Origin of the sequence: Megasphaera sp. An286, from assembly GCF_002163455.1 — a bacterium.
Lineage (GTDB): Bacteria > Bacillota > Negativicutes > Veillonellales > Megasphaeraceae > Megasphaera > Megasphaera stantonii.
In genome coordinates this window covers 57,729-80,939 of sequence record NZ_NFIY01000003.1, presented here as the reverse complement: position 1 = coordinate 80,939, position 23,211 = coordinate 57,729, and the positions used below count along the sequence as shown (strand labels likewise).

26 protein-coding genes are annotated in these 23,211 nt (G+C 46.0%); 6 read left to right on the top strand and 20 right to left on the bottom strand.

Going from position 1 to position 23,211, the window contains the following annotated elements:
• Nucleotides 1-4: 4 nt before the first annotated feature.
• The 7 genes from B5F80_RS02625 to B5F80_RS02595 form a co-directional block, all read right to left on the bottom strand.
• On the bottom strand, nt 5-970 hold the full coding sequence (locus B5F80_RS02625; RefSeq protein WP_087477267.1) for a WYL domain-containing protein: 966 nt from the start codon (nt 968-970) through the stop codon (nt 5-7).
• Between the two features lie 211 nt (nt 971-1,181).
• Nucleotides 1,182-1,472 carry a helix-turn-helix transcriptional regulator gene (locus tag B5F80_RS11470; RefSeq protein ID WP_087477266.1) on the bottom strand — a complete coding sequence of 97 codons (291 nt, stop codon included), beginning with the start codon at nt 1,470-1,472 and terminating at the stop codon, nt 1,182-1,184.
• 136 nt (nt 1,473-1,608) lie between these two features.
• Complete coding sequence (locus B5F80_RS02615; protein ID WP_087477265.1) at nt 1,609-2,829, bottom strand: tyrosine-type recombinase/integrase; 1,221 nt, start codon at nt 2,827-2,829, stop codon at nt 1,609-1,611.
• Between the two features lie 55 nt (nt 2,830-2,884).
• Nucleotides 2,885-3,148 (bottom strand): helix-turn-helix domain-containing protein, encoded by a 264-nt coding sequence (locus tag B5F80_RS02610; protein ID WP_087477264.1) that lies wholly within the window; start codon nt 3,146-3,148, stop codon nt 2,885-2,887.
• Nucleotides 3,145-4,119, bottom strand: a complete 975-nt coding sequence (locus tag B5F80_RS02605; RefSeq protein WP_087477263.1) for a relaxase/mobilization nuclease domain-containing protein — start codon at nt 4,117-4,119, stop codon at nt 3,145-3,147. Before B5F80_RS02605 ends, B5F80_RS02610 begins: the two co-directional genes overlap by 4 nt.
• Complete coding sequence (locus tag B5F80_RS02600) at nt 4,089-4,367, bottom strand: ribbon-helix-helix protein, CopG family (protein ID WP_087477262.1); 279 nt, start codon at nt 4,365-4,367, stop codon at nt 4,089-4,091. Before B5F80_RS02600 ends, B5F80_RS02605 begins: the two co-directional genes overlap by 31 nt.
• 2 nt (nt 4,368-4,369) lie before the next feature.
• The gene (locus tag B5F80_RS02595; protein ID WP_087477261.1) at nt 4,370-5,686 is read right to left on the bottom strand and encodes a phage/plasmid primase, P4 family; all 1,317 of its coding nucleotides are present in this window, start codon (nt 5,684-5,686) and stop codon (nt 4,370-4,372) included.
• 204 nt (nt 5,687-5,890) lie between these two features.
• Here B5F80_RS02595 and B5F80_RS02590 point away from each other — a divergent pair, with 204 nt between their 5' ends.
• Nucleotides 5,891-7,327: a hypothetical protein gene (locus B5F80_RS02590; protein ID WP_087477260.1), complete on the top strand. Its 1,437-nt coding sequence runs from the start codon at nt 5,891-5,893 to the stop codon at nt 7,325-7,327.
• 105 nt (nt 7,328-7,432) lie between these two features.
• On the opposite strand, the gene B5F80_RS02585 is transcribed toward B5F80_RS02590, so the two are convergent.
• The 13 genes from B5F80_RS02585 to B5F80_RS02530 all read right to left on the bottom strand — a co-directional run bounded on the left by B5F80_RS02585 (nt 7,433) and on the right by B5F80_RS02530 (nt 18,702).
• Nucleotides 7,433-8,044: an ERF family protein gene (locus B5F80_RS02585; protein WP_087477259.1), complete on the bottom strand. Its 612-nt coding sequence runs from the start codon at nt 8,042-8,044 to the stop codon at nt 7,433-7,435.
• Nucleotides 8,032-8,487: a hypothetical protein gene (locus B5F80_RS02580; RefSeq protein WP_087477258.1), complete on the bottom strand. Its 456-nt coding sequence runs from the start codon at nt 8,485-8,487 to the stop codon at nt 8,032-8,034. Before B5F80_RS02580 ends, B5F80_RS02585 begins: the two co-directional genes overlap by 13 nt.
• 15 nt (nt 8,488-8,502) lie before the next feature.
• Complete coding sequence (locus B5F80_RS11240; protein ID WP_158099948.1) at nt 8,503-8,679, bottom strand: hypothetical protein; 177 nt, start codon at nt 8,677-8,679, stop codon at nt 8,503-8,505.
• 15 nt (nt 8,680-8,694) lie between these two features.
• Nucleotides 8,695-9,501 (bottom strand): hypothetical protein, encoded by an 807-nt coding sequence (locus B5F80_RS02575; RefSeq protein WP_204246326.1) that lies wholly within the window; start codon nt 9,499-9,501, stop codon nt 8,695-8,697.
• A 174-nt stretch (nt 9,502-9,675) separates the two neighbouring features.
• Nucleotides 9,676-10,932: an ATP-binding protein gene (locus B5F80_RS02570; RefSeq protein ID WP_143747155.1), complete on the bottom strand. Its 1,257-nt coding sequence runs from the start codon at nt 10,930-10,932 to the stop codon at nt 9,676-9,678.
• A 15-nt stretch (nt 10,933-10,947) separates the two neighbouring features.
• Nucleotides 10,948-11,559 (bottom strand): DNA repair protein RadC, encoded by a 612-nt coding sequence (gene radC / locus B5F80_RS02565; RefSeq protein ID WP_087477255.1) that lies wholly within the window; start codon nt 11,557-11,559, stop codon nt 10,948-10,950.
• 277 nt (nt 11,560-11,836) lie between these two features.
• The gene (locus B5F80_RS02560; protein WP_239386286.1) at nt 11,837-12,184 is read right to left on the bottom strand and encodes a HepT-like ribonuclease domain-containing protein; all 348 of its coding nucleotides are present in this window, start codon (nt 12,182-12,184) and stop codon (nt 11,837-11,839) included.
• Nucleotides 12,168-12,461 (bottom strand): nucleotidyltransferase domain-containing protein, encoded by a 294-nt coding sequence (locus B5F80_RS02555; RefSeq protein ID WP_087477254.1) that lies wholly within the window; start codon nt 12,459-12,461, stop codon nt 12,168-12,170. Before B5F80_RS02555 ends, B5F80_RS02560 begins: the two co-directional genes overlap by 17 nt.
• A 71-nt stretch (nt 12,462-12,532) precedes the next feature.
• Nucleotides 12,533-13,654, bottom strand: coding sequence for a DUF932 domain-containing protein (locus tag B5F80_RS02550; RefSeq protein ID WP_143747154.1), 1,122 nt, complete (start codon nt 13,652-13,654; stop codon nt 12,533-12,535).
• Nucleotides 13,655-13,998: 344 nt separating this feature from the next.
• Nucleotides 13,999-14,208, bottom strand: coding sequence for a helix-turn-helix domain-containing protein (locus B5F80_RS02545; RefSeq protein ID WP_087477253.1), 210 nt, complete (start codon nt 14,206-14,208; stop codon nt 13,999-14,001).
• Nucleotides 14,209-14,290: 82 nt separating this feature from the next.
• A complete protein-coding gene (locus tag B5F80_RS02540; protein ID WP_087477252.1) occupies nt 14,291-14,494 on the bottom strand; it encodes a helix-turn-helix domain-containing protein in 204 nt (67 codons plus the stop codon).
• Nucleotides 14,495-16,060: 1,566 nt separating this feature from the next.
• The gene (locus B5F80_RS02535) at nt 16,061-17,428 is read right to left on the bottom strand and encodes a sodium/glutamate symporter (protein ID WP_087477251.1); all 1,368 of its coding nucleotides are present in this window, start codon (nt 17,426-17,428) and stop codon (nt 16,061-16,063) included.
• A 110-nt stretch (nt 17,429-17,538) separates the two neighbouring features.
• Nucleotides 17,539-18,702 (bottom strand): alanine dehydrogenase, encoded by a 1,164-nt coding sequence (locus B5F80_RS02530; RefSeq protein ID WP_087477250.1) that lies wholly within the window; start codon nt 18,700-18,702, stop codon nt 17,539-17,541.
• Between the two features lie 535 nt (nt 18,703-19,237).
• Between B5F80_RS02530 and thiS the strand changes: the two genes are divergently transcribed.
• The 5 genes from thiS (at nt 19,238) to B5F80_RS02505 (ending at nt 22,920) form a co-directional block, all read left to right on the top strand.
• A complete protein-coding gene (gene thiS / locus B5F80_RS02525) occupies nt 19,238-19,432 on the top strand; it encodes a sulfur carrier protein ThiS (RefSeq protein WP_087477249.1) in 195 nt (64 codons plus the stop codon).
• A gap of 65 nt (nt 19,433-19,497) precedes the next feature.
• Nucleotides 19,498-20,268, top strand: coding sequence for a thiazole synthase (locus tag B5F80_RS02520; RefSeq protein WP_087477248.1), 771 nt, complete (start codon nt 19,498-19,500; stop codon nt 20,266-20,268).
• 12 nt (nt 20,269-20,280) lie between these two features.
• Nucleotides 20,281-21,444 carry a 2-iminoacetate synthase ThiH gene (gene thiH, locus B5F80_RS02515; protein WP_087477247.1) on the top strand — a complete coding sequence of 388 codons (1,164 nt, stop codon included), beginning with the start codon at nt 20,281-20,283 and terminating at the stop codon, nt 21,442-21,444.
• A gap of 340 nt (nt 21,445-21,784) precedes the next feature.
• A complete protein-coding gene (locus tag B5F80_RS02510; RefSeq protein ID WP_087477246.1) occupies nt 21,785-22,381 on the top strand; it encodes a thiamine phosphate synthase in 597 nt (198 codons plus the stop codon).
• A gap of 17 nt (nt 22,382-22,398) precedes the next feature.
• Entirely contained in the window at nt 22,399-22,920 is a 522-nt protein-coding gene (locus B5F80_RS02505) for an isochorismatase family cysteine hydrolase (RefSeq protein WP_087477245.1), read from the top strand.
• Nucleotides 22,921-23,211: the final 291 nt, after the last annotated feature.

Sequence of the window (23,211 nt, the reverse complement as noted above, 5' to 3'; positions counted from 1 at the left end):
TTTCTTATCCTTTCTGTAAATACATACCAATCATCGCTTCCAATCTTTTTTTCAGTAATTCCTGTAAAAAGTTTGGCGAGAGGATTTTTATTTCCGTTCCCTGCGTCGGAAGCCAGCGTAAAAATCCTTCTATACAGACATTAGTTGTAAATATCACCCCATCCTTTGCATACTCTACAATTTGATGGTTAGGAAAGTTGTCCAACACGGCTTCTTTTGCCCATGTACTGCACCACAGCGTTGCCTCTGTCTGTTCGCCGCCAAACATAAAATGTAAGGACGGCGCTATTTTGCTAAACCGGAATTGCCAGTACGGAGCATCATCCGGCACCGATGGTAGAATGGAGAAGGACTGAATCCGGTCTATACGGAAAAAAGCAGGGTAGGCATAAGGCTTTCCTTGTACGCGAAATGCAATCAAATAAAAATAACACTCTGAAAAGGCCAGATCAACAGGAATTACAACTCTTTCCAAACATTCTCCTTTATACGTTTGATACTGTATCCGTATCCGGCAACGTTTTATTAGGCACTGCGTTAAGTCCCATTGCATTTTCACTATGGCTTTTTTGTGTACCGGGCCTTCATACTGTTCCATGGCATCAGACAATACACTGGACACCCCCTTTTTCTCATGAGCGGAAAGAAACGAACCGACGACATGAACCAAATGCGTCATTTCGTCCTTTCTCAGTGCCCGTGTCCCTAATAATAGTTTTATCAGCACCATTACGTCCATGCCATCTATGTAAGATAACCGTGTATCTGACAAATAGTAACTATCAGCCATCTTATCGAAACATACTCTCGCCGGCGAATGTACCTCTGCTAACATATACCGGATAGCCTGAATATCCCGTGCAAATGAGCGTTCCGTTATTTGAAATTCTGTTGAAAAATTTACTTTGTGAACATGTTCTCCCTGTAATAACCTCCAGTATAACGTCAATACTCGTTCCGCATGATTCATTCGTTCACCTCGTTTCTTCCAATCACATCATACAATTTCCCAATGACATATAACGTCATCAGAAAATAAAAAATAAAAATTTACATATATGATGCCAAAAACGCATACATTCCCATCGTTATCTCATTTACTTATTCCAATACTTAAGATAGGGAATATTTTGCCAATGCGAAAATATTCCCTATTCTTTCGTATAAAATATGCTAAAGCGTCATGGATCTTTCCACTCCAGCAAATTTCGCTCATATTCTGTAAATGTTAATAAATACTGCGTATTGATATGCAGAGCTTCAGCGATTTCCGCCAGCCGTACTACGCTAATATCATGGTTATACGTCCCTTGTTCTATCCGGCCGATAACACTTCGGCTTACGTTCAACCGATTCGCCAGTTCCGTCTGCGTTACCCTGTTTATCGTTCGATAATACCGAACTTTCGCCCCGATAATTTCGCACAGCCTTTTTCGATTATCGACCACATTCACCACTTCCGTTACCTTCATTATTATCTATATTACTAATTATGCCATAATTGTGCGTTTTTATGTGCGCCTTGATTTGTAGCATTTTATCCTACATTTAATATATTTAGGCATAAAAAATAGGACTCTTTCACAAGAGTCCTATTTTTTAGCCCCTCTACATACCGCAGGCCCTATGATACATGACGATTTTATCTTTAACGGCGCTATGACCGGTCTCATCGCCAGTAAAGAAATCGTCCATTTTTTCGGCAGCCGTCGCATCTACGGAGCGTACAGCATCTACATAGATATTGGCAGTCGTCTTTATATCTGTGTGGCCTAACCGGCTGCTCACGCTTTTTAACGGTATTCCCTTTGCGATGAGTATGGTAGCCGACACATGACGCAGGCTATGAAAATGAATATGGGGAAGGCCTTTGCGTTTCAAAAAACGTGAAAACCAAAGAGACGGAGTTCCGTCATATAACGCCTCGCCATTCCATCTTGCAAAGACCCAGTCTTCATCATGCCATTTATTAGCAAGCATCAGTTTCCGCCGCAGCTGCGATGTATGCAGTTGTTTCAGCAACGAGATGGTATAGGCCGAAATGACAACGGTACGAATAGATTCTTCCGTTTTAGGCGTTTTGCTGAATGTTCCCTGTCCCGGAATGCTCTGGTTGCTCCGCCGGACATGAACTTCACGGCTGTCAAAATCAATATCCGCCCACTTCAACCCTAATATTTCGCCTCGTCGCAAGCCGCTGTCTATCGCTAAATAGATGATCGCCCGATATTGCAAAGGTTCTCCTTTTAAGGATTTCAATATATTTTGCAGCTCTTCTTCAGAAGGGATCTTGATTTTTTTCCGTTTAACTCGCGGGCGCTTTACCCGCAGGCAAGGATTATCCTCTATGAGCTGCCATTCCACAGCGTCCTGCAACATAGAGGAGAGCACGCGAAAGCAATACTGTATGGACTTATCCGATAAGGGCTGCTTCTTTTTATCGTACCGCACACCTTTTTCCTGTAATTCACGAATAAACCGGATAATGTCTATCGGTTTGAGCTGTTGAAGCTCCAAATGTCCTAATGCGGGAAGGATTCGCTTTTCTAGATGGCTTTTATAGCTGAGAATCGTTTTGGGCGCTAATTCTTGTTTAACGTAGTCCTTATACCAAAGCCGGGCAAAGTCAGCTAGTTTCAGCTTTTCCGTATTTAAATTTTTTCCGCTTAAGAGTTCGGCCTCAAACATACGATACTGCTTTTGCGCGTCTTTTTGCGTTGCAGCTTGTATGGTCTTATATCGGACAATTTGTTTACCTCGTAAATCTACGCCTAGCGTGACTGCCAGTCGGTAGGTTCCGTTTTTCATTTTTAATATTTTAGTAGGCATGGCTGATTCCTCCTTAACGTATCGGGCCTGCCGTTGTCGGCAGGCCCTACAATTTCTATTCCAAACAATAGGGATCTTTTGGTATCTGCATCGACGAAAGTTCTTGCATTTTTATATGGCGCATACCTTCCTGATGGATATGTTCTACGACATCTTCGACACAGTATAAAACCCTTTTATCGATCTTGAAATAAGGTAATTTATTGCAGAGCCTCATTCGCCGTACGGCATAGCAACTTAAATTCAAATATTCCGCCAATTCACGTTCCGTCATGACGTGAATCTGAGGCAATGCCGGAGCTGCTGTCGTATCACTCATAATATGTTCCCCCTTTGTTGAGCAGTTAATGCATCTATTTGTTGTCGAAGACGCTGGTTTTCGGCCTGACAGTATGCCAGTTGCTCCCTCAAAGATTCTTGTCCTCGTTCTATTTCTGCTTTTAAGTTGTCCATGTATATGTTTGAGCGTATAAGGGTTGCAAACAGCATAGTAAGCAGGTTTCGGATTTCGGCATCATTCATGGCTGGCATTATATATTGCCCCATCGGCACTGAAACTGGCTCATACGGACTGCTTGACGTAGCAACCGGAAGTAGATCTGAGGAATTTCCCGTCAAATCCACCGTGGGATTGCTTACTTGTCCTTGACCGGAATTAGCCAGATATGTTGATTGCTCTATGGCAGCGTTATATCTAGCTATAGACTCCATTGGGTTCCAGATAATAGGATACCCGTCCTCATATTCGGAATGCTCCCAACCATCATCTTCTGGGCAAACGTTAGTAACAGGCAGATACCCTTTTAACGGGGGCATACGGGTTTCTATCGCAATTTTCTTATACAGGCGATTAAAGGCCTGGAGATCTTCAGGCGATTGAGAAAACTTCTGGCCGTCCCGCATACTCGTCATTCCCAAGACAAAATGCGCGTGTAACCGGGACTTTACGTTGGTATGCAAGGCAACAATGTACGGGTATGTGCCATGGTACTGTTTTAGTAATTCTTTTACCATGTGAAAGCCCTTGTTCATGTTCTCTTCGTTGACTTCACACCCAAACGAAATGATACCTTGCTTATATAACCGCCCGTCAGGGTTCTTTTTATACCGGCGGTCTATCGCTGCCAAAGCCCGAACCGGATCCTTTGACGACAAGAATGAATGATGTTGCCATGAACGGGGAGACGCTTTGGGATTGCATATGTACTGAACAGTTTTTTCCAACCCTTCCAGTGATGTCTTTTTGTAATTTACCCACTTTAAAATTGCAAATCGATAATTTGCTTGCATAGCTCTTCTACCTCCTGTTTAACTTTGCTTTCCAGCTTGCACCCTTGAATATCTTCCTGTAACAACACCATGATGAACTGAGCCCTGTCAACAATGTCCACGGGAACGATAAAATCAGGGTGCAAATAACGTTCTACGGCTTCACGGGCAAGTTGACTTTTGTTAACCTGATTTCGTTTAGCCCTTTCCTCCAGTTCGTCCGCCAACGGGGTTGGCAGTCGAATAGAAAGAGATTTTGTATCTCCCATCGCTATGCCTCCCTTTGAGTCAAAGATATGCCGGTAAAATAGGCGCGGGCGTTAGGATACTTTCCATCTCGAAGCCGTGTATGGCCAATCCCGTATTGCGCCAACAACCCCAGCAGGTGTCGCTTTATGGGCTTCAGCCCTTCTTCTTTACAATACGATTCGTAACACTCCCGGAACTCCTCGGCCAGACATTTTTCCTCCTTTCCTTTTTTACAAAAGCCGGGTTCTTCCAGAAACGCTTTAAGGCTGTCATTTTCCCGCTGGTACTGTTGCAGGACGTCAGCGCCTTCTTCATCGTTAGAAAAAACATGATGTTTTATAAAGGAAGCTGTTTCTTTAATGGCGCAGCTCATGATCTCATCTCGCTCCTTCAAAATTTTTTCTGCCAATGAATAGTCCCATTGGTCTGGTGAAATAGCTACGGGAAACCGAAGCACTTGCAGCCGCTTGGCAAAAGCTCCTTCGCCGTCCCATTCCAGAAGCAGGGGAAGTGAATTGGCTGCAAAACACAGCTTAACCCGCGGACAATACGTATACGGGTTGGCCCCTTTTCGTTCGATGATGATCGGCTCGCCGCTTATTATTTTTTTTACGTAATCAAGATTTTTGATTTTCGCGCCTATTTCATCATTGAGAATAAGCGGGCGTCCAGCAATTAGCGCTCCTCTGAACCGGTCAGATAAATCGCTCAGCGATAAGGCCGTATATCCATCATCTCCCGCTACACCACGTATAAAATTGAGTAATACGGTTTTCCCGGAAGAAGCAGGCCCCAAAAGAATGATGGCCTTCTTTGCGCCCCAAAGATCCGTCAGCAAGTATACTAAAATTTCAAGCAACAGACGTCGCTTGCCAACAACACTACTGCCCGTAGCCTTTTCCAGATCAATGTGTAAGGACGTCCGAACAAATTTAACGAAGTTCGGGGCGTCGCGCCATTCGGCATTGGGCCGATACCGAAACAGGGAACAATGAAATATTTTTTCTTCGGGGGCAACCGGCAACACCTCCAGCGTGTCCAGATTCAACCGGCCTTGCAACGTGATTACCTCATGCCGGTCTCCTTTTGTCTGAGGCGGGTCTATGGCAAAACGTTTACTGGTCATAATTTCATCTTTGACCCGTCTGGCAGCTTCCGGCGTATTAAACTCCTCTGGAAGGTGAATACGAATTTCTCTCAAGAGATGAGACCTTTCGATTTCGTGCCAGACAACAATCTGTCCATGCTGCCGTGGGGTATAAAACGTGCGGCCATCGTACCGAATCGGCATTGTTTTGGGATCAAGAAGTTGTTCCCATTGTGGTTCCTTTGGTTTCATAAGTATCTTCTCCTTTAATGTGGATTGTGAACTTCTGTTCACGCTTTAAGTATACGTGGAAAATTGCTTCTCAGGAAATATATCTTTATATAAAATTTTAAGATATAAAATTTATGAAATATGATATAATATTAGTATAATTATATCTTTTTTATTTATATTTTATTAACTATAGATATTTATTGTATACCAAAGGAGCGGACTATGAAAAATCTATTTACCATGGGCACAGATACCTTCAAAGATAACATATTGACTGTACTCTCTCCGCAAGACACATTGTTAGAGCTTTCTGTAATTGACCCGGCTTTATTAACTCCCTATCTTAGCTATATCTATGAAGACGAGAATTTATTACCTCCGCTTGAGCTAGCTTTAAATATTTGCACAAATTATTTTTCCCGAATAGGCGGTTTAATATCGAATTATCCCACACCGCCTCCTTCGTTTAAAGGAAAAGAAACTATGTGGGAATATGAAATAGATAAACTGACAAATTTTTTTGCTGCTGAAAATGCTGGTTTTTATGCCGAGTTAATAGACATGCTGTTCCTCTCTGCACTGTATGCTACTTCTGCTACAAAAGATACCTGCCCTACAACAATAGTAGCTGCTTGGAAAAAGGCCGGCATCGATCCTGAAACCGCTGAAAAATATCGTCAATTAATCTCGAACTGGAAGGAAAAATGCTTAGCCGTATTAACTAGAACTGAAGCGATAGACGACTATATTTATCAATATATTGCTTACAATCCGCTATCAGGGGAGCTATCGGAAGATCCTCTCTCGAAGAGGAAATCATTAAAATTAGATTCCCACTATGATTTATTACTCTTAAAAATTTTATTATCGCCTGCAATATATAAAAATCCGTTTTTATCTATCTTATCCGCGCCAATAAAGAACAAAATACCTCCGGTTTCTTTTAAAAAGTTTCTTTCTTTATTTGAGGACTTCCCCTTCATAAAAATATCAGATCTGACTCCCGATTTTTTAAGAGAAAGCGATTATTTATTAGAACGACTTACAAACATAAATTTATTATATAAATTCTATGATCTGGTTACACCGCATCAGGAGTTCTTCCAAGAGGAAAAAACATTCCTATCATTTACGAAATTTATTCGTATACTTCTCCTGTATCCGCTCCCATCTGCCCGGATAAAATTATTAGAATTATGCCTTTCTTATGGCACTACTCTTCATTTTTCTATAATTATTGACTTATTAACTCAAATTCTTCTTCGCCAAATTACTATATCTTTTCCAGTAATGGATTGTCTATGTGTTTCTATATTATACAACGCGTGCTTTAGAGAAATTTCAGAGATGTCAAATATATTATCATCTTATTTTAAGGACAAAAACTCCCCACAATATTTTAACTTCAACACTAATGAAAAAAATTTAACCCTTACTTTGAAATGCGTAAACAATACTTCTAACGAAGAAATTTTATCTCGAAATGTAATTGATCCCAATAATATCTGGACAAGTTATATTAGTTCTTTAGGCAATTTAACAAATATGGATTCTATTCAATTATTATTTTACATGCGACAACAATATCCGCAATTTAATACCGAAATAGTTGATGAAATTACCAATAAGTACTTCTTCGAAAATATTCCCCGATTTTAATCAAGCGCTTAAACCGCTGCTATACTGTCATTAGCATAGCAGGCCTCATGGTAATTCCCACGAGGCCTTTTATGCGTTATCTTGTTTACATTCGATTATTAACAATCAGGCAATATTAGATACCTGATGTTGGCAACGAATACACAGCGGACGGCCAAATTGTTTTTGCGAGTACCGGCTAACTTTATCGCTGATGGTGGCTCCACAATCTGCGCATACTAACGGCTGCGCTTTGGAAACTGGTTTCACAGGAGCGGCAGGGTTCGTATTAGTTTGTCGCTTTTGCTGAGCCGTAGCAAGGTCGGTTTGCAGGTCTGCTTCGGGATCATCACCTGTACTGATAGCCAGACTCAGCATATAGGCGTATTTAATAGCCGCCGTTTCAGCTTTCATCACCGCCTTATCACCGCTGTCCTGCCCGGAGCCAATGCCAACGATGGTAAAGGTTTCGCCCGATTCCGTATCTATCAGGGTAATCTGCATCTGGATCGTTGCCAGCTTTTCCGCATTGCCCTTGGCAGTCGTTACATCGGCCATATCCAGCAGTTCCGGCACGGCTACGGAAGCGATGCCGTGTTTTACCAGCGAAGCATTGACTTTAGCTAATACATCGGCACTGGTCGCATACTGGTAATTGTGATATGTATTCGTGCCGTTTTTTTCGACGTAACTGCACTCTTTCATGACATCGATAAATTTTTTTGCTAATTTTTGCATGGTTGATTCACTCCTTCAATATACATAGGTTGGCCCCAGCAAAGCTCATACAGTTCTTCCTGCCAGCGAGTACCGTCGGCAGGATAGAGGCTGTATTGTTCGTAGCCGTTCCGATAGGCTGCTTCGCCGCAGATTCCGCCGCCTTCGTCTGCCCAGCGCAGCGTAAATGTACAATTCGGAAACTTTTTAGACAACTGCTCGATGACGGGTAGGGGAGGGGCGTTTAGCGTTTGAAATGAAAAAGAGCCGTCCTCTTTATGAAAGACGGCTCCCATGGCATTTTCTTTCGTTCCCCAGCATCGTATTTTTTCTTCCAGTGAGGCGTTCGATAGGGGGAGGATAGTTGTAAAATCAAATAGATTTTCTGGACGTTGGACATATTTCCGGACGGCTTGTGTGGCTTGTCTTTCTACGAGTAATACATTTTGCACATGGTTTGCCATGTATCATACGCTCCTTTACGTTTTCCATGGAATAGGTTCTAAAATATATTGTCCCATACGATCATCCCAAACGGTTTGGTATAATCGTCCCTGATAGGCCGTAATGCAATGCCTGTCGTCGGTCTGGCTGACGATGACGACAGAATGGAACAAGGACTGCAAATCATCTAAACTTCTCGAATAGCGAGGCATAGTTATCGTCCTCCTTTAGCCTACATTTCCTGTCTTTTCTCGTTGAAGCCGCCGCGCATACGGGCAGTTTGCCCGGCCGGCGCAGTAGCCGAGACATTTCCGATCATGCCATCGTTCTCGGCTGGAACAGATAGGGGGCAGTTTCCGTTCCTTCATGGCTTCGTGGAGTAGGGCGGCTTTATGATGGAAATAGCGTAGCAACCAGCGGTCGCTGATTTTATAGATAGGAATAATATAGACGGACTGGTCGATGCCCCGTTCGGCAGCCATGCGCAGGTTGTTATCCCGGCACATGGCCTGAATGTACATTTTCTGCACCGTAAAGCCTTCCTGTTCTAGTAAAATGCGGTAGTAGTTAAGCTGCATAGCCCAGTCCAAGACATGCCTTGCGCCGTCGTATCGCAGCTCGTTCCGATACTTCGCTTGTCCTTTTCGCAGGCCTGTCTTGTAGACTTCTCCCGTCGGAACGCGAACCTTATAGATGCCGAGGGCTTTCATGAGCTTATATGAGCTGGTTATTTTCAGATCGCCCAGTACGCCTTCGGTATCGTCTAAAATCTTGCCGTATAGATCAAATTTACCGCTCGTCAACGTATCTTTTAGACGAATCTCGCTGAGCATATCTCCTTGAGTACACTGTTCATGAACGGCATGAACGCCCTGCCCATGAAGGGCATAAAGTACGGATTGAGGAGTAACAGCATACTCTGTCGTTTTCTTGAGGTACGTTTCCCGGACGCCGGCGATAAGTTCCGTCACCGTCGGTTCCGTAATATCCCTGTGCAGGGACTTTGCAATAGCCCGTAAAGTCGGCAGAAACATACACCGCTGCCGTTGCGGGCAGGACTGCAAGCAGTGCAGGATAGGAACTTGTTTTCCGTCAGGGCAAATAAATTGTGTAGCTGGCATAGGTCATCATTCCTTTCAACTAAACAAAACAGCCCTGACATCTACGTGTCAGGGCTTATAATATATGTTTATACAATTCAAAATTCTTTATACCAAGTGCATTCGTTTCAAATAACTATCAAAATGCGGCACTGTAAAATCGACAGCGCCTCGTTTCGCCGCGTAAATAAATCCCTTATGAATAAGCTGAGCCCGTAACGGCGAAATGCGCTGCACCGATTCTCCCATTTGCGAGGCTATATCTTTCGTATTACAAGGCCGTTCTCCACATTGTACCATGGCGATCATAAATGCCAGTTCCCTAGGCGTTGCCCGGTCATGACGCACCTTAAAAAACGATTCGTCTAAACTAGCTTCAAATTTCCCAAAGGCAGCCACTGCGTCCGCCTTGGTAATTATAGTATCCTTTTTCCGCGCTTCCCACGTCCACTTTCCATACTCCTGCAAGAAATACGGATACCCTTCCGTTATGTTTAGCATATATTGCAACGCTTCCGGTTCGTAAGTCACGTGAAATTGCGCGGCTGGTTCCGTCAGTGCTTTTTTTGCATCTTCGGCAGTCAGCGTACCGATTTCTACAAATTGGAATAAACGCTCCGCATACGATTTGACGTCTCCGGCAATTTTGGCTATTTTAGGCAATCCTGCCGCCATGATGACGATAGGCAGGCCTTTCTGATTCAACCGGTGCAAGGCCGTCATGAGAGACTCCAGTTCATCTTCCTTCATATACTGGATTTCGTCAATAAATAATACGACGCCCTGACGGCTTGATTTGGCAGCCTGCCCCAAAGATATAAGGACTTCCATGATGTCGTTTTCTAAATTTCCCGTATCAGAAATACCATGGGCTGCATCTAAGGTAATTTCGACGCTCACATCGCCACAGGCATATTTCAGGGAAAAGGCTTTTAAGATAGATAATACTTTTTTAGCCTGTTCGGCTATCTGCTGTTTTATACTGAGCTGATGAATCAGCTTATATACAGCTAAGGCCAGATATTGCTGAAAGGAGCGTCCACGTTCTGTAATTTCCATATACTCTGATACAACCGGCAATTCTTCCGCTACCGTTTCCAAGTGATTCAGCAGTACAGTCTTACCTACGCCGCGCAACCCATAATAGACAATGGATCGTGATGGGAAGCCAACGCTGACAGCTTCCAGTACATGAACAGCTTCTTCAATACAATCTTGCCGCCCAGCCAAATAGGCGGGAACCATGCCCGCCCCGGGACGATAAGGGTTAATACGGATCATACAGGTATCCACCTCACTCTCTTTTATTCTGGTACTCTGTGTACAGTATATCGCATATATGCTTATATTTCTATAAATACGCAAAATTTTTCCTATATTTTAACACCATAATTCGGGCCGCTGAACATAAAAACTGTAATTGCCGTATCGTCCAATAATCACATGATCTAAAAAACGAATATCCATCAACTCGCCGACTTGTATCATCTTCCGGGTCACATTAACATCTTCCAAGCTAGGCGCCGGATCGCCGGACGGGTGGTTATGCGCCAATATGACGCCGGCGGCAAGATGCTGTACGGCTTCATGATATACTTCCCGCACGCCAGCCCATGACGAATTGACGGAGCCAACAGAAATCTGCTTGCAAGCCAAGACCTGATTTTTCGTAGTGAGCAGTAAAGCCCATAATTCCTCTTTAGGCTTGTCGGCCAGAAATTGAAAATAGGCAAACGCCGTTTTATCGTCGGACACGTCTGTTAGTTCCTGCCGCCGTTCTTCATCTATCCGTTCCATGACTTCTTTGACCATAGACATCTTGCGCAATCTGGCCTTACCGATACCGGCAATCTGCTGTAACTGCTCGTCAGACACGCGGGTAAAAATGTGATACAGGCTGGCATACTCTTGTATCAGCTTTTGCGCACTGTCCTTGGGAACAAAAGCCGTCAATAATTCTTCATCAGATAAAGGATATGGTAGTTTCATCATGTATTCTCCTTACATAAAAAGAAGGGTAAGGCGCCGGCCTTACCCTTTCTTCATACTATCTCTATTCATTTTATATGGAAAAGAAACTGTCTGCACAATCCATGGCTTTCGGCTATATACTGGACGCCACAGGCAAGGCTAACAGTGCGCCGCTCATGCATTCCAAGTTCGTAAAAGAGTTGGCACAGGATCTTGCTGCGTTTCCCTTAATTGCTAAGAAACAAATAAAAATAGAGGCAAGGACTATGCCTTACCTCGCCGAAATACAGTTTATATATTACACATGTGCTTTCAAAATATGTGTTATATCTTTCTTCAATTTAGGAAAATCGTTTGTAACTGTGCTGTAAATGTCTTCCATTCGCAACGTAGCATACTTATGAGCTGCTAAATCGCGCAGCCCAGCAATCGGTCTCCATGGAATTTCAGGATATTGCTCTCGTAATTCCATCGTAACCGTTTTAACCAATTCGCCAATATTAATAGCCGTCATCGCAATCGCCCGCTTGACGACTTCATTGGCTAAAAACTCTTCCTTACTATGTCCATCCATAATCGATAGGCCGACGTCGATTTCAGATAGAATCTTTTCCAGCACAATCTTGTCTCTACGCCGCAGCGGCATACAGCACCACTTCCTTTTCCACTTCCAGCATATCGTCTGGCCGCAGCGGCCCGTGAATCACATCGACGGGAAGAGACAGCCGATCTTCCAATGCGTACCGTATCGCAGACAGGGTAATCAAGCTGATGCTGTCCGTAGTAAATTCAATCAGCAAATCGATGTCGCTGTCTTCACGGTTGTTGCCAGCGGCACGAGAACCAAATAGCGTAACTTTTGTAATGGCCGGGTATTCTTTGATAACGTCTAATACTGCCGATTTAATGGCATCAATCGTCATATCCATCCCTCCCGTAATGCGTTCTTATATATTTCATTATACTGAAAAAAGGCTGCCTAGACAATCCTACCTTACGGAATAACCTGCATCTGCGGTATCCTCGACGTAATGTCCTTTGGCACCCGCCTTTGTTCCAAGGATTTCGGCTGCATATTAGACGGAATAGGCAAAGCCAACAGCTCGCCGCCCATGCGCTCTAAATCCGTTGCCCGTTCGTAGGAATCGCAGAATTTGCTGGCCGCCGTGACAGCATTGACCAGTCCGTACCGGCTCAGGTCTTTGCCTAAAAAGAGCTGGCGCAGGATATTGCCACGTTCGCCCTGATTGAGAGGGAACCGGTCGGCCAAGACTTCTACTTCTTTTACTGGATCATGCTCCAAGGGGATATGCATAGAACGTTTCATAGCGTCTACCGTCAGCATGAATTTCGCTTCGTCCACAGCACAGCGCACTGTGTCCTGTACTTTCATAAAGAAGGCTTTGTCGTCCTGTCGCAATGTTTCGTCGGAATACAGCTCGTAGGCGTCATCTTCCGAAGCTGCCGCCTGTCGTCCGACATGATACCGTTTTTGCGAATAATCCTTGCAGATGAGGCCGTTCTTGCAGACCAAGCGGAAGATAAGCGGCTCTACCCGCAGGCTACCCAAGCCGACTTCGCTGTTGGAAATGACAAAGCCGGCCTGTACAATGTCGCCGACGGCTACTTCGGCCTTCATCTTTTTATTGACCACCTTCAGGTACATATGCCTTTCCGTCACGTCACAGCTTTCAATACTTGAGCCCTTCATGTTCTGTATGACAGGTAAGACAGCGGCGCACAATTCCAGATTATCCAGCCGTCTGTACCGATCCGACAAAAATGCCCGTACATGGCCGTCCAGTGTCCGGATCATACGCCGTTCCGGATTCTGGTCAAACCAGCCGTTAACGTTTTCATCAAGCAAATCGGGAAATTCCCGCTGCATTTTCTGGTAATACCGGTAGGGGATTTGCAGCCGTGAGGCAATCTGCTGATGGGCCAGTTCTCCCACTTTAAACTCCTTCTGCTCCTTGCCAACGGTCATATACAGCAGCGACGCATTGCCGTTGGTCGTCATCTGCAAACTTCTCGTATCGGCTAAAAAGTCTTTCCGTGCCGCACGCTGCCGTTGTAATTCTTCTCCTAACGCTTGTAATGTTTTTCCTTGTTTCATCGTAATTTCCTCCTTGTGATAAAAAAACGGCACAGCAAACAGCCCTGCCGAATACTCGACAGGGCTGTTTGCTGTTTTCGCGCCTAAAAACTTAACTCATTTTACTTCATCGTTCCATCACTGTTTTTAGATAAAATATCTAAAATAATTTTTCCAATATCCAGTATCATGCTCATTCACCTCCTAAGACTTTAAAATTATAAACGTATATATCAACCAGCTATTCGTTACATAAAACTAATTGATATATTCACTTCTATAATATATCATTGAAAAAAAGAAGTTTTACATGGCTTTTCCCCTGACACCCTCAACCTAACCAATATACAGAATTTTCTAAAAAATCAGTGAACTTTATCTTCGTCGCCCTTCTTGCTGCACTGGCGTTGAATATATTCATATACGCTTTTTCGGGGAATTTTCCACTCTCTGCTTATCTTAAAACATCGGATCTCTCCGGAATTTAACAACCGGTATGCCATATTTTTTCCAATCATCAGTATTTCGCACATCTCGTCCACAGTAATAATATCATCTGAAATAATACCATTCATAAAAAAACAACCTCCTTTACCTAAATGCCATACAAAGCCAACAAACCTATAAACATGTTTTTTCATCAACAAAAACGCTTCTTCATGACGACGAAATTGAACAGGCTTTAAACTGTTTCTGAATATACTGCTGAATAGCTTGTTCCGGTATCTTCCAAGCTCTGGCACCCTCATCTTTGTACGCCAATAACTTGCCTTCATGAATCATACGATAAATTTGGTACGAACTGCATCCTAATAAACACGCTGCTTCTGATACAAAAAATACAGCTTTTGTAATCTGCATTACGCCTTACCTCCTTTGGACATTATTTACTATTATGTTACGTTACGTGTCGCCATCTGATTACTAAACCCAAACATATACAATATTGAAAACGAGGTAAGAATATATGACACTAGCAATGAAATAATGGCGTCAAAACAGAGAAGGGTATAAAGCTGGTAAAGAAGAAGGCTTAGTGGAGGGCAAGAAGCAAGGCTTAGTAGAAGGTAAAACGTCGACTGCTTTAGAAATGTTACAGGACGGCGTACCCATTGAAACTATCGCTAAATATACCAAACTTTCAGTAGAGTATATTACAAAACTTAGTAAAGCACATAATCTTATTTAGCATTACATCTCTCCAAGACTTTTGAAAAATTCTATAACGATAATTTGCATAATACCTACAGTAAGAAAGAGAAGAAGGGGGTACCCCCTTCTTCTCTTTCTTACTGTAGTGTTAATTAAAAAATATTATATTTGCTCATTTTAGCTCCATGTGTCACTTCTTACTGACACTTTCTTTATTCAAAACCATGGACTAAAATGAATCTTGTTCTCTATAATCATTTTCCCTGTCAAAATTTTGCCCAGAAAATCTCGACCCAAAACATGTACCTATTTGTACCTAGTATACCTAAAAATACCTTTTAGAAGCAAAAAAACTTATTATTTTTACATTCATAAAAAATGGCTTTATTTAGCTATTTATTAGGAAACTGAAACCATCTATATGCACTCCAAAAGAGGCCTCGTTTATTTCGTAATGAGAGGGTCGTAGGTTCGAATCCTATTAGTGGCTCCAGAAAACATGCGGGTTCCCGGAATCGGGAACCCGTTTTTTTGTGCAAAATGTACTTGGAATGTACCTCGTAATAACTTTATAGGTATAATGCCGTATCATGTTTTTGTGGGGTGAATTGTCAAGCTAAGTACAATGTTTTAATGGCAGACTTCATAAGGTGTTTTATATCCCCAGCATGTTTGCAGCCGAAGATTGAGCTCTGTAAAGACAGGCTGCATATAGGTTCCTGAAATAGTCGTGATATCCATCCCTTTTGTAAAATACTCCCGCACCATCCCTTTGTATTTTCATCGCTGTCATGGCTGACACGGTAGCGTAAAACTGCGAAGAGGCTGGCCTTTCCATACCCGAAGCATTGCGTCATTGATAGCTCGCGCCATTTTGTTTGCTGCTTTGCCGCCTGACAAATACCGGTTTTTCCCGGCTGTCAACGTTACCAGACATGCGTAAGCCTTGCCCTTAGCTTGTAACTTTCTCATTCGTTTTACCCGCTTATGGCTCTGTCATATCCAGCCGCGGCATGTGACATTGAGAATTTGCGTCCTTCCGTTCCTTTACATTTGCACCTGCCAAACGCAGGTTCGATGCATTCCTTTCTATAAATAGAATTAAAATATCAAGGGGCTGCCGCACGGTAACAGTGCGGCAGCCCCTCATGTTGCTACGATTTATATTGATTTTAAATACAGTGCATACGCTGTTGCACGGGATTTCACAAGAATAGCATAAAATCATACCGCATGGGCAATACTCTTTTTTTGATGAAATTCCGGCTTGCAGTATCAGAACTCATTCTCCGCAGGGCGGTTCAGAGGCATCTTGAGCCACCACCACTTAAAGACGCGGTTGAGAAGGATACAAGCCGCAAAGATCACAATATAGAGGATAATAAACTGCCAGTGCTGGCCGCAGAGAAGCATACTGGGGGCCATGGACCAAGCAAACATTTCAAAGGGAGTAGTCAGCGGCCCGGCCAAGGCAGTATCGTTTAGGGTCTTGGACTTGTTTTCCGGGTCCACGATGCGCAGCAGGATAAAGCCGATGGCAAACACACCAGTGGAATAGCCCCACACGAAGAGGGAGCGCTCAAACCAGCTGCCTTTATTCATAGCAGCGCCAAAGTACATCAGGGTGAGCACCACCAGCACCATGCCGAACAGCAACAGCAACAGCAGCGGTATAGCGTACGCCACAATAACGGAGATCTTGATAGAGGCGATACCGAAAAACACCAAATAGTCAGTGGCAGTGCCGGAGATGCGGCTGATCACCGTATTATCCATATAATGCCCCACTCCAGTTTTTTGGAAGCACAGGAACATGGCCATGCCAATGAGGAAAGCCAGCAGGTAGCTGGGCAGGTCCAATCCTATGGCGTCCTTGATCCACCCGTTGGCCAAAAATCCTGCGCCGGAAGCTATCAAAAGCAGGGCCAAATGCCAGGCCAAGGGATCCAGCACCACGGAGGCGACCGTCTCCTTACCCATGGAGCCCCGATTCTTCTCATCCTTGATCAGGCCGGTCTTCAAATCTCCGGAGATGTACTGGAAGCTCTCAATATACTTGGTCCAGCCTCGCTTGGTTCCAATCTTGATAAAGAACAGCCCGCCGAAGATGCCGGACAGGATGCCCACCGTGGCGCAGGTCATCCCAATGTCGGTGGCGTCAGTAAAGCCCAGCTCCGCCATAGCAGAGCCCACCGCAGCGGCGGTACCGTGACCGCCGGAGAATCCGGAGGCCAGCAAAAACCCAAAGCCGTAGTTAATCTCCGGGAACAGCTCGGAAATCACCAGCACCCCAAACAAAGGCGCAAAGGCGAACTGGATGGCCTGAGCCAGCACTTTGTAGGAGAAATAGGAGCCAACCCGCTCCACCTCGGACTTAAATTTGGTCTTGGAGAAGGAGAAGCCCCCCATGCCCACGGCCGCAAAAATCAGGATGATCAGCACGCCGGGATAACTGCCAATGGAGTTGGAGAAGGGCAGCACGTTCAACCCCTGATTCCCCAGGACCAAAGCGATAAAACCGGCAATCATGCTGGCCGGCACAAAAAATTTCTGAACCAGAGGCACCTTGGCCCGGATTAACTGTCCAATCACAATAAACAGCGAGGCAAAGGCAAAGTCCAGTAAAAAGTCGTTGACGCTCATAAAATTCCTCCCATGAAATAAAATAAAGGGAAAGTCCCGCCGGGGTGGTTCTCCTCAGCAGGACTTTCCCAAACTCGCCAAGCTCTCCACACAGAGGGCTGCGAGTATGCTTAGAGCTGAATGAAGTTTTCCGAACGGGTATTCGTAGTGCGGGGAGCGGGATCCAGTTCCCGATCCGCTATCCCCAGAATATCTTCAGGGCGAATCCAGGGCCGGTTTTGGATAGCGCTGGTTTCCTCATGGGTGAGGTATCCCTGATAGGTAGTCAAGCTGCGCCGAAGGAATCCGTCCCGGGCGCAGGCCTCTGCTACCCCGTTGTTCAAAATGGAACGGAAGTGGGGAAGCACTGAGGCAGCATAGGCGATGGAGGTCGACTGGGCAATGGCGCCGGGGATGTTGCTGACGCAATAGTGAACCACGCCCTCCTCGATATAGCGGGGATCGTCGTGAGTGGTTTCGTGGAACGTCTCAATAGCGCCTACGTCGTTGCTGATATCTACGATGACGGAGCCCTTCTCCATGGAGCGGACCATTTCCCGGTCGATCATGTACTCCGTGGCGTTCTTGGGCCAGCGCACGCAGTTATATACTACGTCGATTTCCGGCAGAAGCTTTTTCAGGTTGTACCGGTTGGAAATCTGGGTATTGATTTCCTCGTTGAACTGCTGGGAAATATCCCGCAAAGTGCCGATATTTATGTCCATCACGGTCACCCAGGCCCCCAAGGCGTGGAGGACAGATACACAAGCCCGGCCCACGGTACCGCCGCCCAGTACCAGAGCTTTGACGCCAGGCGCGCCGCCCAGGCCATTGACAAATTTTCCCTTGCCCCCGTGGATAGACAACAGGGAATCAAGACCCATCAAGGCCCCCATTTTGCCAGCTGCCTCACAGTTAGGGGAGCCATACCGATGGCTGTCCTCAGCGCTGAAAGAGATGCACTTGCTGTCCAGAAGAGCCTGCACCTCTTGGGGATGAGCGGCAGGATGAATGCAGGTCAGGATGATCTGATTCTCCCGCAGCAGGGGAAACTCACAGGGCTCCAGTTCCTTGACCTTGGTAACAAAGTCACATGTCCCATAGATTTCCTCCATGGTGTCCACCAGTTTAGCGCCCTCTTTCTCATACTGCTCGTCCGAAAAGCCCGCGCCGATACCGGCGCCGCGCTGGACGTAGACCTCGTGGCCGTCGCCCACAATGGCGTCGACTTCCGCAGGTGTAACAATGGTGCGGTATTCGCCGGTTTTGATATCCTTTAACAGTCCGAATTTCATCTTAAAATCCCTCCGTTTTGTATGGCATGGATCAAACTCCAGCCGTTGATTTTGCAATTTTATAAATAAATTTATCTCGATTTCTTCAAAAATCGAGATGGTTTCAAGGTCTGTATGCACAAAAACGCCAATAAAAAAAGACCAATAATTGTATTATAATACAGTTTTCAGACATGTCAAGCAGAACTCTCTCGGCTAATAGTGTAAAGTAGTTGTAGGTATTTTTTGAAAGGACATTTTCAATAGGTCCTTTAACTAGTTGATACTGCTGCTATCGTTGCGTCATAAACGCCATGCAGCCATATGCCGGTACGGGTATTGCCGTTACGTTATACGTCATTTACTCTTATATAATAAATTTTCCCATAATTAGTTTGCGCTGTCATATGTACTAAAATTCACGAATATCTTGACAAGAAGCATCTATCCGCTATAATAATATGTAGAGTGTGACTGACAAAGCCGCACGAAGGGGTACACCACCGCGGGTGTAATTCTCTTCGTGCGGCTTATTTTTTATGAAAGGAGAACGCCGATGGTACGAATTAATGGAAAAGAAGTCCAGGCTGCGGGCATGAATTTGCAGGCCTATTTGGACCAGGAAGAGCTGCGGCCGGAACGCATCGCCGTCGAGCTGAACGGCGCTATCGTAAAGCGCGGAACCTATCGCACCGTCACCTTATGCGACGGCGACACGATGGAAATCGTCCAGTTCGTCGGAGGAGGCTGATAGGCATTCCCCGCACAGAAGTACCATTATCTCATACAGCAGCAAATACAAAGGAGTTGTTTCTCATGGAACAAAAAGACACGTTGATTCTCGGCGGTCATGAATTTACATCCCGCTTCATTCTCGGTTCGGGCAAGTATTCCGTCAACCTGATTCAGGCTGCCGTCGAACAGGCCGGCGCGCAGATCGTCACGATGGCCCTGCGCCGCGTCGAAGCCGGGCAGAAAGATAATATCCTCGACTTCATTCCCAAGGGCGTAACCCTTCTTCCCAACACGTCGGGCGCCCGCAACGCCGACGAAGCCGTCCGCATCGCCCGTCTGTCCCGCGAAATCGGCTGCGGCGACTTTATCAAAATCGAAATCATGCGCGATTCTAAATACTTGCTTCCCGACAATGTCGAAACGGTAAAGGCGACGGAAATCCTGGCCAAGGAAGGCTTCGTCGTATTGCCCTACATGTACCCCGACCTGTACACGGCCCGCGACCTCGTATCGGCCGGCGCAGCCGCCGTCATGCCCTTAGCGTCGCCGATCGGCTCCAACAAGGGCCTGTCCACGAAGGATTTCATCCAAATCCTCATCGACGAAATCGACTTGCCCATCATCGTAGACGCCGGCATCGGCCGCCCGTCCCAGGCCTGCGAAGCCATGGAAATGGGCGCCGCCGCTATCATGGCCAACACGGGCCTGGCGACGGCAGGAGACCTGCCCCTCATGGCCAGCGCCTTCCGCAAGGCGATTGAAGCAGGCCGTCAGGCCTATCTGGCCGGCATGGGCCGCGTCAGCGAAACGGCATCGGCGTCAGACCCGCTGACAGGATTCTTGGGCGACTAAGGAGGTACGACGATGACAGAACAACGCATTGACCACATGACCTATCTTCCGGGCATGGAAGTCCTTGATTCGAACATGCTCGACGAAGTGACGAAATACCACGACGCCTTCCATGACGAAGACTATACGTCCCAAGACGTCGAACGGGCCCTGAATAAGCAGCACCTGGAACCGCGGGACTTCATGGCCCTCTTGTCGACGGCCGCCGCTCCGTATTTGGAACAAATGGCCCAGAAGGCCCACATCGTGACGCGCCGCCATTTCGGTTCCAACATTTCCATCCTCACGCCGATTTATTTTGCCAACTACTGCGACAACTACTGCATCTACTGCGGCTTCAACTCCCACAATAAAATCAAGCGGGCCCGCCTGAACGACGAAGAGCTCCACCGCGAATGCCAGAACATCGCCAACGCCGGCATCGAAGAAGTCCTCATGCTGACCGGCGAAAGCCCGAAGATGTCGGACATTCAGTACATCGGAAACGCCGTCAAGATCGCCCGCCAGTATTTCCGGGTCATCGGCATGGAAATCTACCCGGTCAACTCCGACGATTACAAATACCTCCACGAATGCGGCGCCGACTACGTTACGGTATTCCAGGAAACGTACAACTCGACGAAATACGAAACGCTGCACCTGGCTGGAAATAAGCGCATCTTCCCCTACCGCTTCTATTCTCAGGAACGGGCAATTTTAGGCGGCATGCGCGGCGTCGGCTTCGCTGCCCTTCTCGGCCTCGACGACTATCAGAAAGACGCCGTCGCCACGGGCATGCACGCCTACCTCATGCAGCGCAAATATCCTCACGCTGAAATTTCCTTGTCCTGTCCGCGGCTGTGCCCGATTATCAACAACGATAAAATCAATCCGAAAGACGTAGACGAACGGAAGCTCACGCAGATCATCTGCGCCTACCGCCTGTTTCTCCCCTATGCGGGCATCGTCGTATCGAGCCGAGAAAGCGCCCGGTACCGCAACGCCATCATGAAAATCGCCGCTACGAAGGTATCGGCCAGCGTCTGCGTCGGCATCGGCGGCCACTTGGAAGACGACGGCTCCGAAATGGGCGACGAACAGTTTGAAATCACCGACAGCCGCTCTTTCGACGAAATGTACGCCGCCATCAAGCACATGGGCCTGCAGCCTGTGACCAGCGACTACATCTATGTATAAGCTATCTCCTTTTTATAACCTAACTATAGAAACGGCAAAAACAGCTTGCAGACTAATCCACTGCCAAGCTGTTTTTGTTATCTCCCCCTGCTGTCTTTGCTATGATTATTTATCATTATTTCTATATCTTCGCGGCATTTATTTTGTTAGATAAATCTCCAGAAAATACTTATTTTTGTAAAAATTTATACAGTGTATGCCCTTACATCATTTATTTTTAGAATGACCTATATTCCTACCGTATAAACATTGACGGAGCTATGAGATTAATATATAGTAATAGTATATATACATTATAATTTTATGTCATTATACTATACAACGATCGGGTGATATTATTGTGTTAAAAGTAGTTGCAATAACAAATCGCGAACTTGCCACGACGAATTATTGGGACCAGCTTGAACAAATCGCCGCGTCCGACGTCGATACCATTGTTCTTCGCGAAAAAACGCTGTCAGAAGATGAATACGTCGAATACGCAAAAAAAGCGCTGCGCCTGTGCAACATGCACGACAAGACGTGCATTCTCCACCACTTCGGCAAAGCGGCCATCCGCCTGCACGTTCCCCGTTTCCAGTGTTCGCTGGAGTATTTGGAAACCCATTCGTCCCTTCTCTATTATATGACGACCCTGGGCGTTTCAGTCCATACGCCGGAGGAAGCAGCGCGCGCCGAAAAGTTGGGCGCAACGTACATCATGGCCAGCCACGTATTTCCGACAGACTGCAAAAAAACGATGCCGCCAATCGGCACGCAGACCGTCCAGGCCATCTGCGACGCCGTGTCGATTCCCGTCTACGCCTTAGGGGGCATCAATCTTCAAACGGTCAAAGAGCTCGGCACTACGCCCGTTGCCGGCGTCGCCCTCATGTCAGGGCTCATGGTCTGCCATGACGTGCCGGCCTATGTCCGCGAACTCAAGCAGCAGCATTAAGGAAGAAGGGATACTGTATGAATCAGGCTTACGTCATCATCGACATGCAGAACGACTTCATCGACGGCGCCCTGGGGACCAAGGAAGCCCAGGCCGTCGTACCGCGCATCGAAGCTAAAATCGTCGCCAGCAAAAAGGACACGTCCGTCAGCACCGACTTGATCTTCACGCAGGATACGCACGGAGAAAATTACTTAGACACGCAGGAAGGGCAGAAACTTCCGGTCCCGCACTGTATCAAGGATACAAAGGGCTGGAATATATGCCGTCAGCTCCTGCCGTATACCTTATTTGCCACCATCTTGGAAAAGCCTACCTTCGGCAGCACCGATTTGATTGCTGAAACGGCGGAGTACGACCGCATCGTCCTCATGGGCGTATGTACGGATATCTGCGTCATTTCCAACGCCATGCTGCTGAAAGCCTTTTATCCGGAAAAAGAAATTTGCGTCGACGCCTCGTGCTGCGCCGGCGTCACGCCGGAAAGCCACGCGCGGGCCTTGGAGGCCATGAAAATGTGCCAAATTGATATCCTTTAAAGCGATTTTCACCTTGTAAATTCTTCAGGATATGATATACTAACCATGAAGAATGAATGAAACAAGGAGCATTGTAGATGCACCGAACGAACCCCCTCACAGCGGCCACTGTGAGGGGGTTCTAACGCTATTTATACAGGCGCTTCGGCAAGGCTGGTTGCTCACATCTTTCTATTCAGCCATCTGCAAATGTAATTCGCTACTACACTTGCCATAATAGAAAGAATGAATGAAACAAACTCCTGCATTGTATCTGCCACCCCCTCCCCGTTGCGGTTTGGGTAAGCAACG

What these genes read in the sequence shown, in the direction of transcription:
- B5F80_RS02625 (WP_087477267.1), bottom strand. Translation starts at nt 970, where the DNA reads ATGAATCATGCGGAACGAGTATTGACGTTATACTGGAGGTTATTACAG.
- B5F80_RS11470 (WP_087477266.1), bottom strand. Translation starts at nt 1,472, where the DNA reads ATGAAGGTAACGGAAGTGGTGAATGTGGTCGATAATCGAAAAAGGCTG.
- B5F80_RS02615 (WP_087477265.1), bottom strand. Translation starts at nt 2,829, where the DNA reads ATGCCTACTAAAATATTAAAAATGAAAAACGGAACCTACCGACTGGCA.
- B5F80_RS02610 (WP_087477264.1), bottom strand. Translation starts at nt 3,148, where the DNA reads ATGAGTGATACGACAGCAGCTCCGGCATTGCCTCAGATTCACGTCATG.
- B5F80_RS02605 (WP_087477263.1), bottom strand. Translation starts at nt 4,119, where the DNA reads ATGCAAGCAAATTATCGATTTGCAATTTTAAAGTGGGTAAATTACAAA.
- B5F80_RS02600 (WP_087477262.1), bottom strand. Translation starts at nt 4,367, where the DNA reads ATGGGAGATACAAAATCTCTTTCTATTCGACTGCCAACCCCGTTGGCG.
- B5F80_RS02595 (WP_087477261.1), bottom strand. Translation starts at nt 5,686, where the DNA reads ATGAAACCAAAGGAACCACAATGGGAACAACTTCTTGATCCCAAAACA.
- B5F80_RS02590 (WP_087477260.1), top strand. Translation starts at nt 5,891, where the DNA reads ATGAAAAATCTATTTACCATGGGCACAGATACCTTCAAAGATAACATA.
- B5F80_RS02585 (WP_087477259.1), bottom strand. Translation starts at nt 8,044, where the DNA reads ATGCAAAAATTAGCAAAAAAATTTATCGATGTCATGAAAGAGTGCAGT.
- B5F80_RS02580 (WP_087477258.1), bottom strand. Translation starts at nt 8,487, where the DNA reads ATGGCAAACCATGTGCAAAATGTATTACTCGTAGAAAGACAAGCCACA.
- B5F80_RS11240 (WP_158099948.1), bottom strand. Translation starts at nt 8,679, where the DNA reads ATGCCTCGCTATTCGAGAAGTTTAGATGATTTGCAGTCCTTGTTCCAT.
- B5F80_RS02575 (WP_204246326.1), bottom strand. Translation starts at nt 9,501, where the DNA reads ATGTTTCTGCCGACTTTACGGGCTATTGCAAAGTCCCTGCACAGGGAT.
- radC (WP_087477255.1), bottom strand. Translation starts at nt 11,559, where the DNA reads ATGATGAAACTACCATATCCTTTATCTGATGAAGAATTATTGACGGCT.
- B5F80_RS02560 (WP_239386286.1), bottom strand. Translation starts at nt 12,184, where the DNA reads ATGCCGCTGCGGCGTAGAGACAAGATTGTGCTGGAAAAGATTCTATCT.
- B5F80_RS02555 (WP_087477254.1), bottom strand. Translation starts at nt 12,461, where the DNA reads ATGACGATTGATGCCATTAAATCGGCAGTATTAGACGTTATCAAAGAA.
- B5F80_RS02550 (WP_143747154.1), bottom strand. Translation starts at nt 13,654, where the DNA reads ATGAAACAAGGAAAAACATTACAAGCGTTAGGAGAAGAATTACAACGG.
- B5F80_RS02545 (WP_087477253.1), bottom strand. Translation starts at nt 14,208, where the DNA reads ATGAATGGTATTATTTCAGATGATATTATTACTGTGGACGAGATGTGC.
- B5F80_RS02540 (WP_087477252.1), bottom strand. Translation starts at nt 14,494, where the DNA reads ATGCAGATTACAAAAGCTGTATTTTTTGTATCAGAAGCAGCGTGTTTA.
- B5F80_RS02535 (WP_087477251.1), bottom strand. Translation starts at nt 17,428, where the DNA reads ATGAGCGTCAACGACTTTTTACTGGACTTTGCCTTTGCCTCGCTGTTT.
- B5F80_RS02530 (WP_087477250.1), bottom strand. Translation starts at nt 18,702, where the DNA reads ATGAAATTCGGACTGTTAAAGGATATCAAAACCGGCGAATACCGCACC.
- thiS (WP_087477249.1), top strand. Translation starts at nt 19,238, where the DNA reads ATGGTACGAATTAATGGAAAAGAAGTCCAGGCTGCGGGCATGAATTTG.
- B5F80_RS02520 (WP_087477248.1), top strand. Translation starts at nt 19,498, where the DNA reads ATGGAACAAAAAGACACGTTGATTCTCGGCGGTCATGAATTTACATCC.
- thiH (WP_087477247.1), top strand. Translation starts at nt 20,281, where the DNA reads ATGACAGAACAACGCATTGACCACATGACCTATCTTCCGGGCATGGAA.
- B5F80_RS02505 (WP_087477245.1), top strand. Translation starts at nt 22,399, where the DNA reads ATGAATCAGGCTTACGTCATCATCGACATGCAGAACGACTTCATCGAC.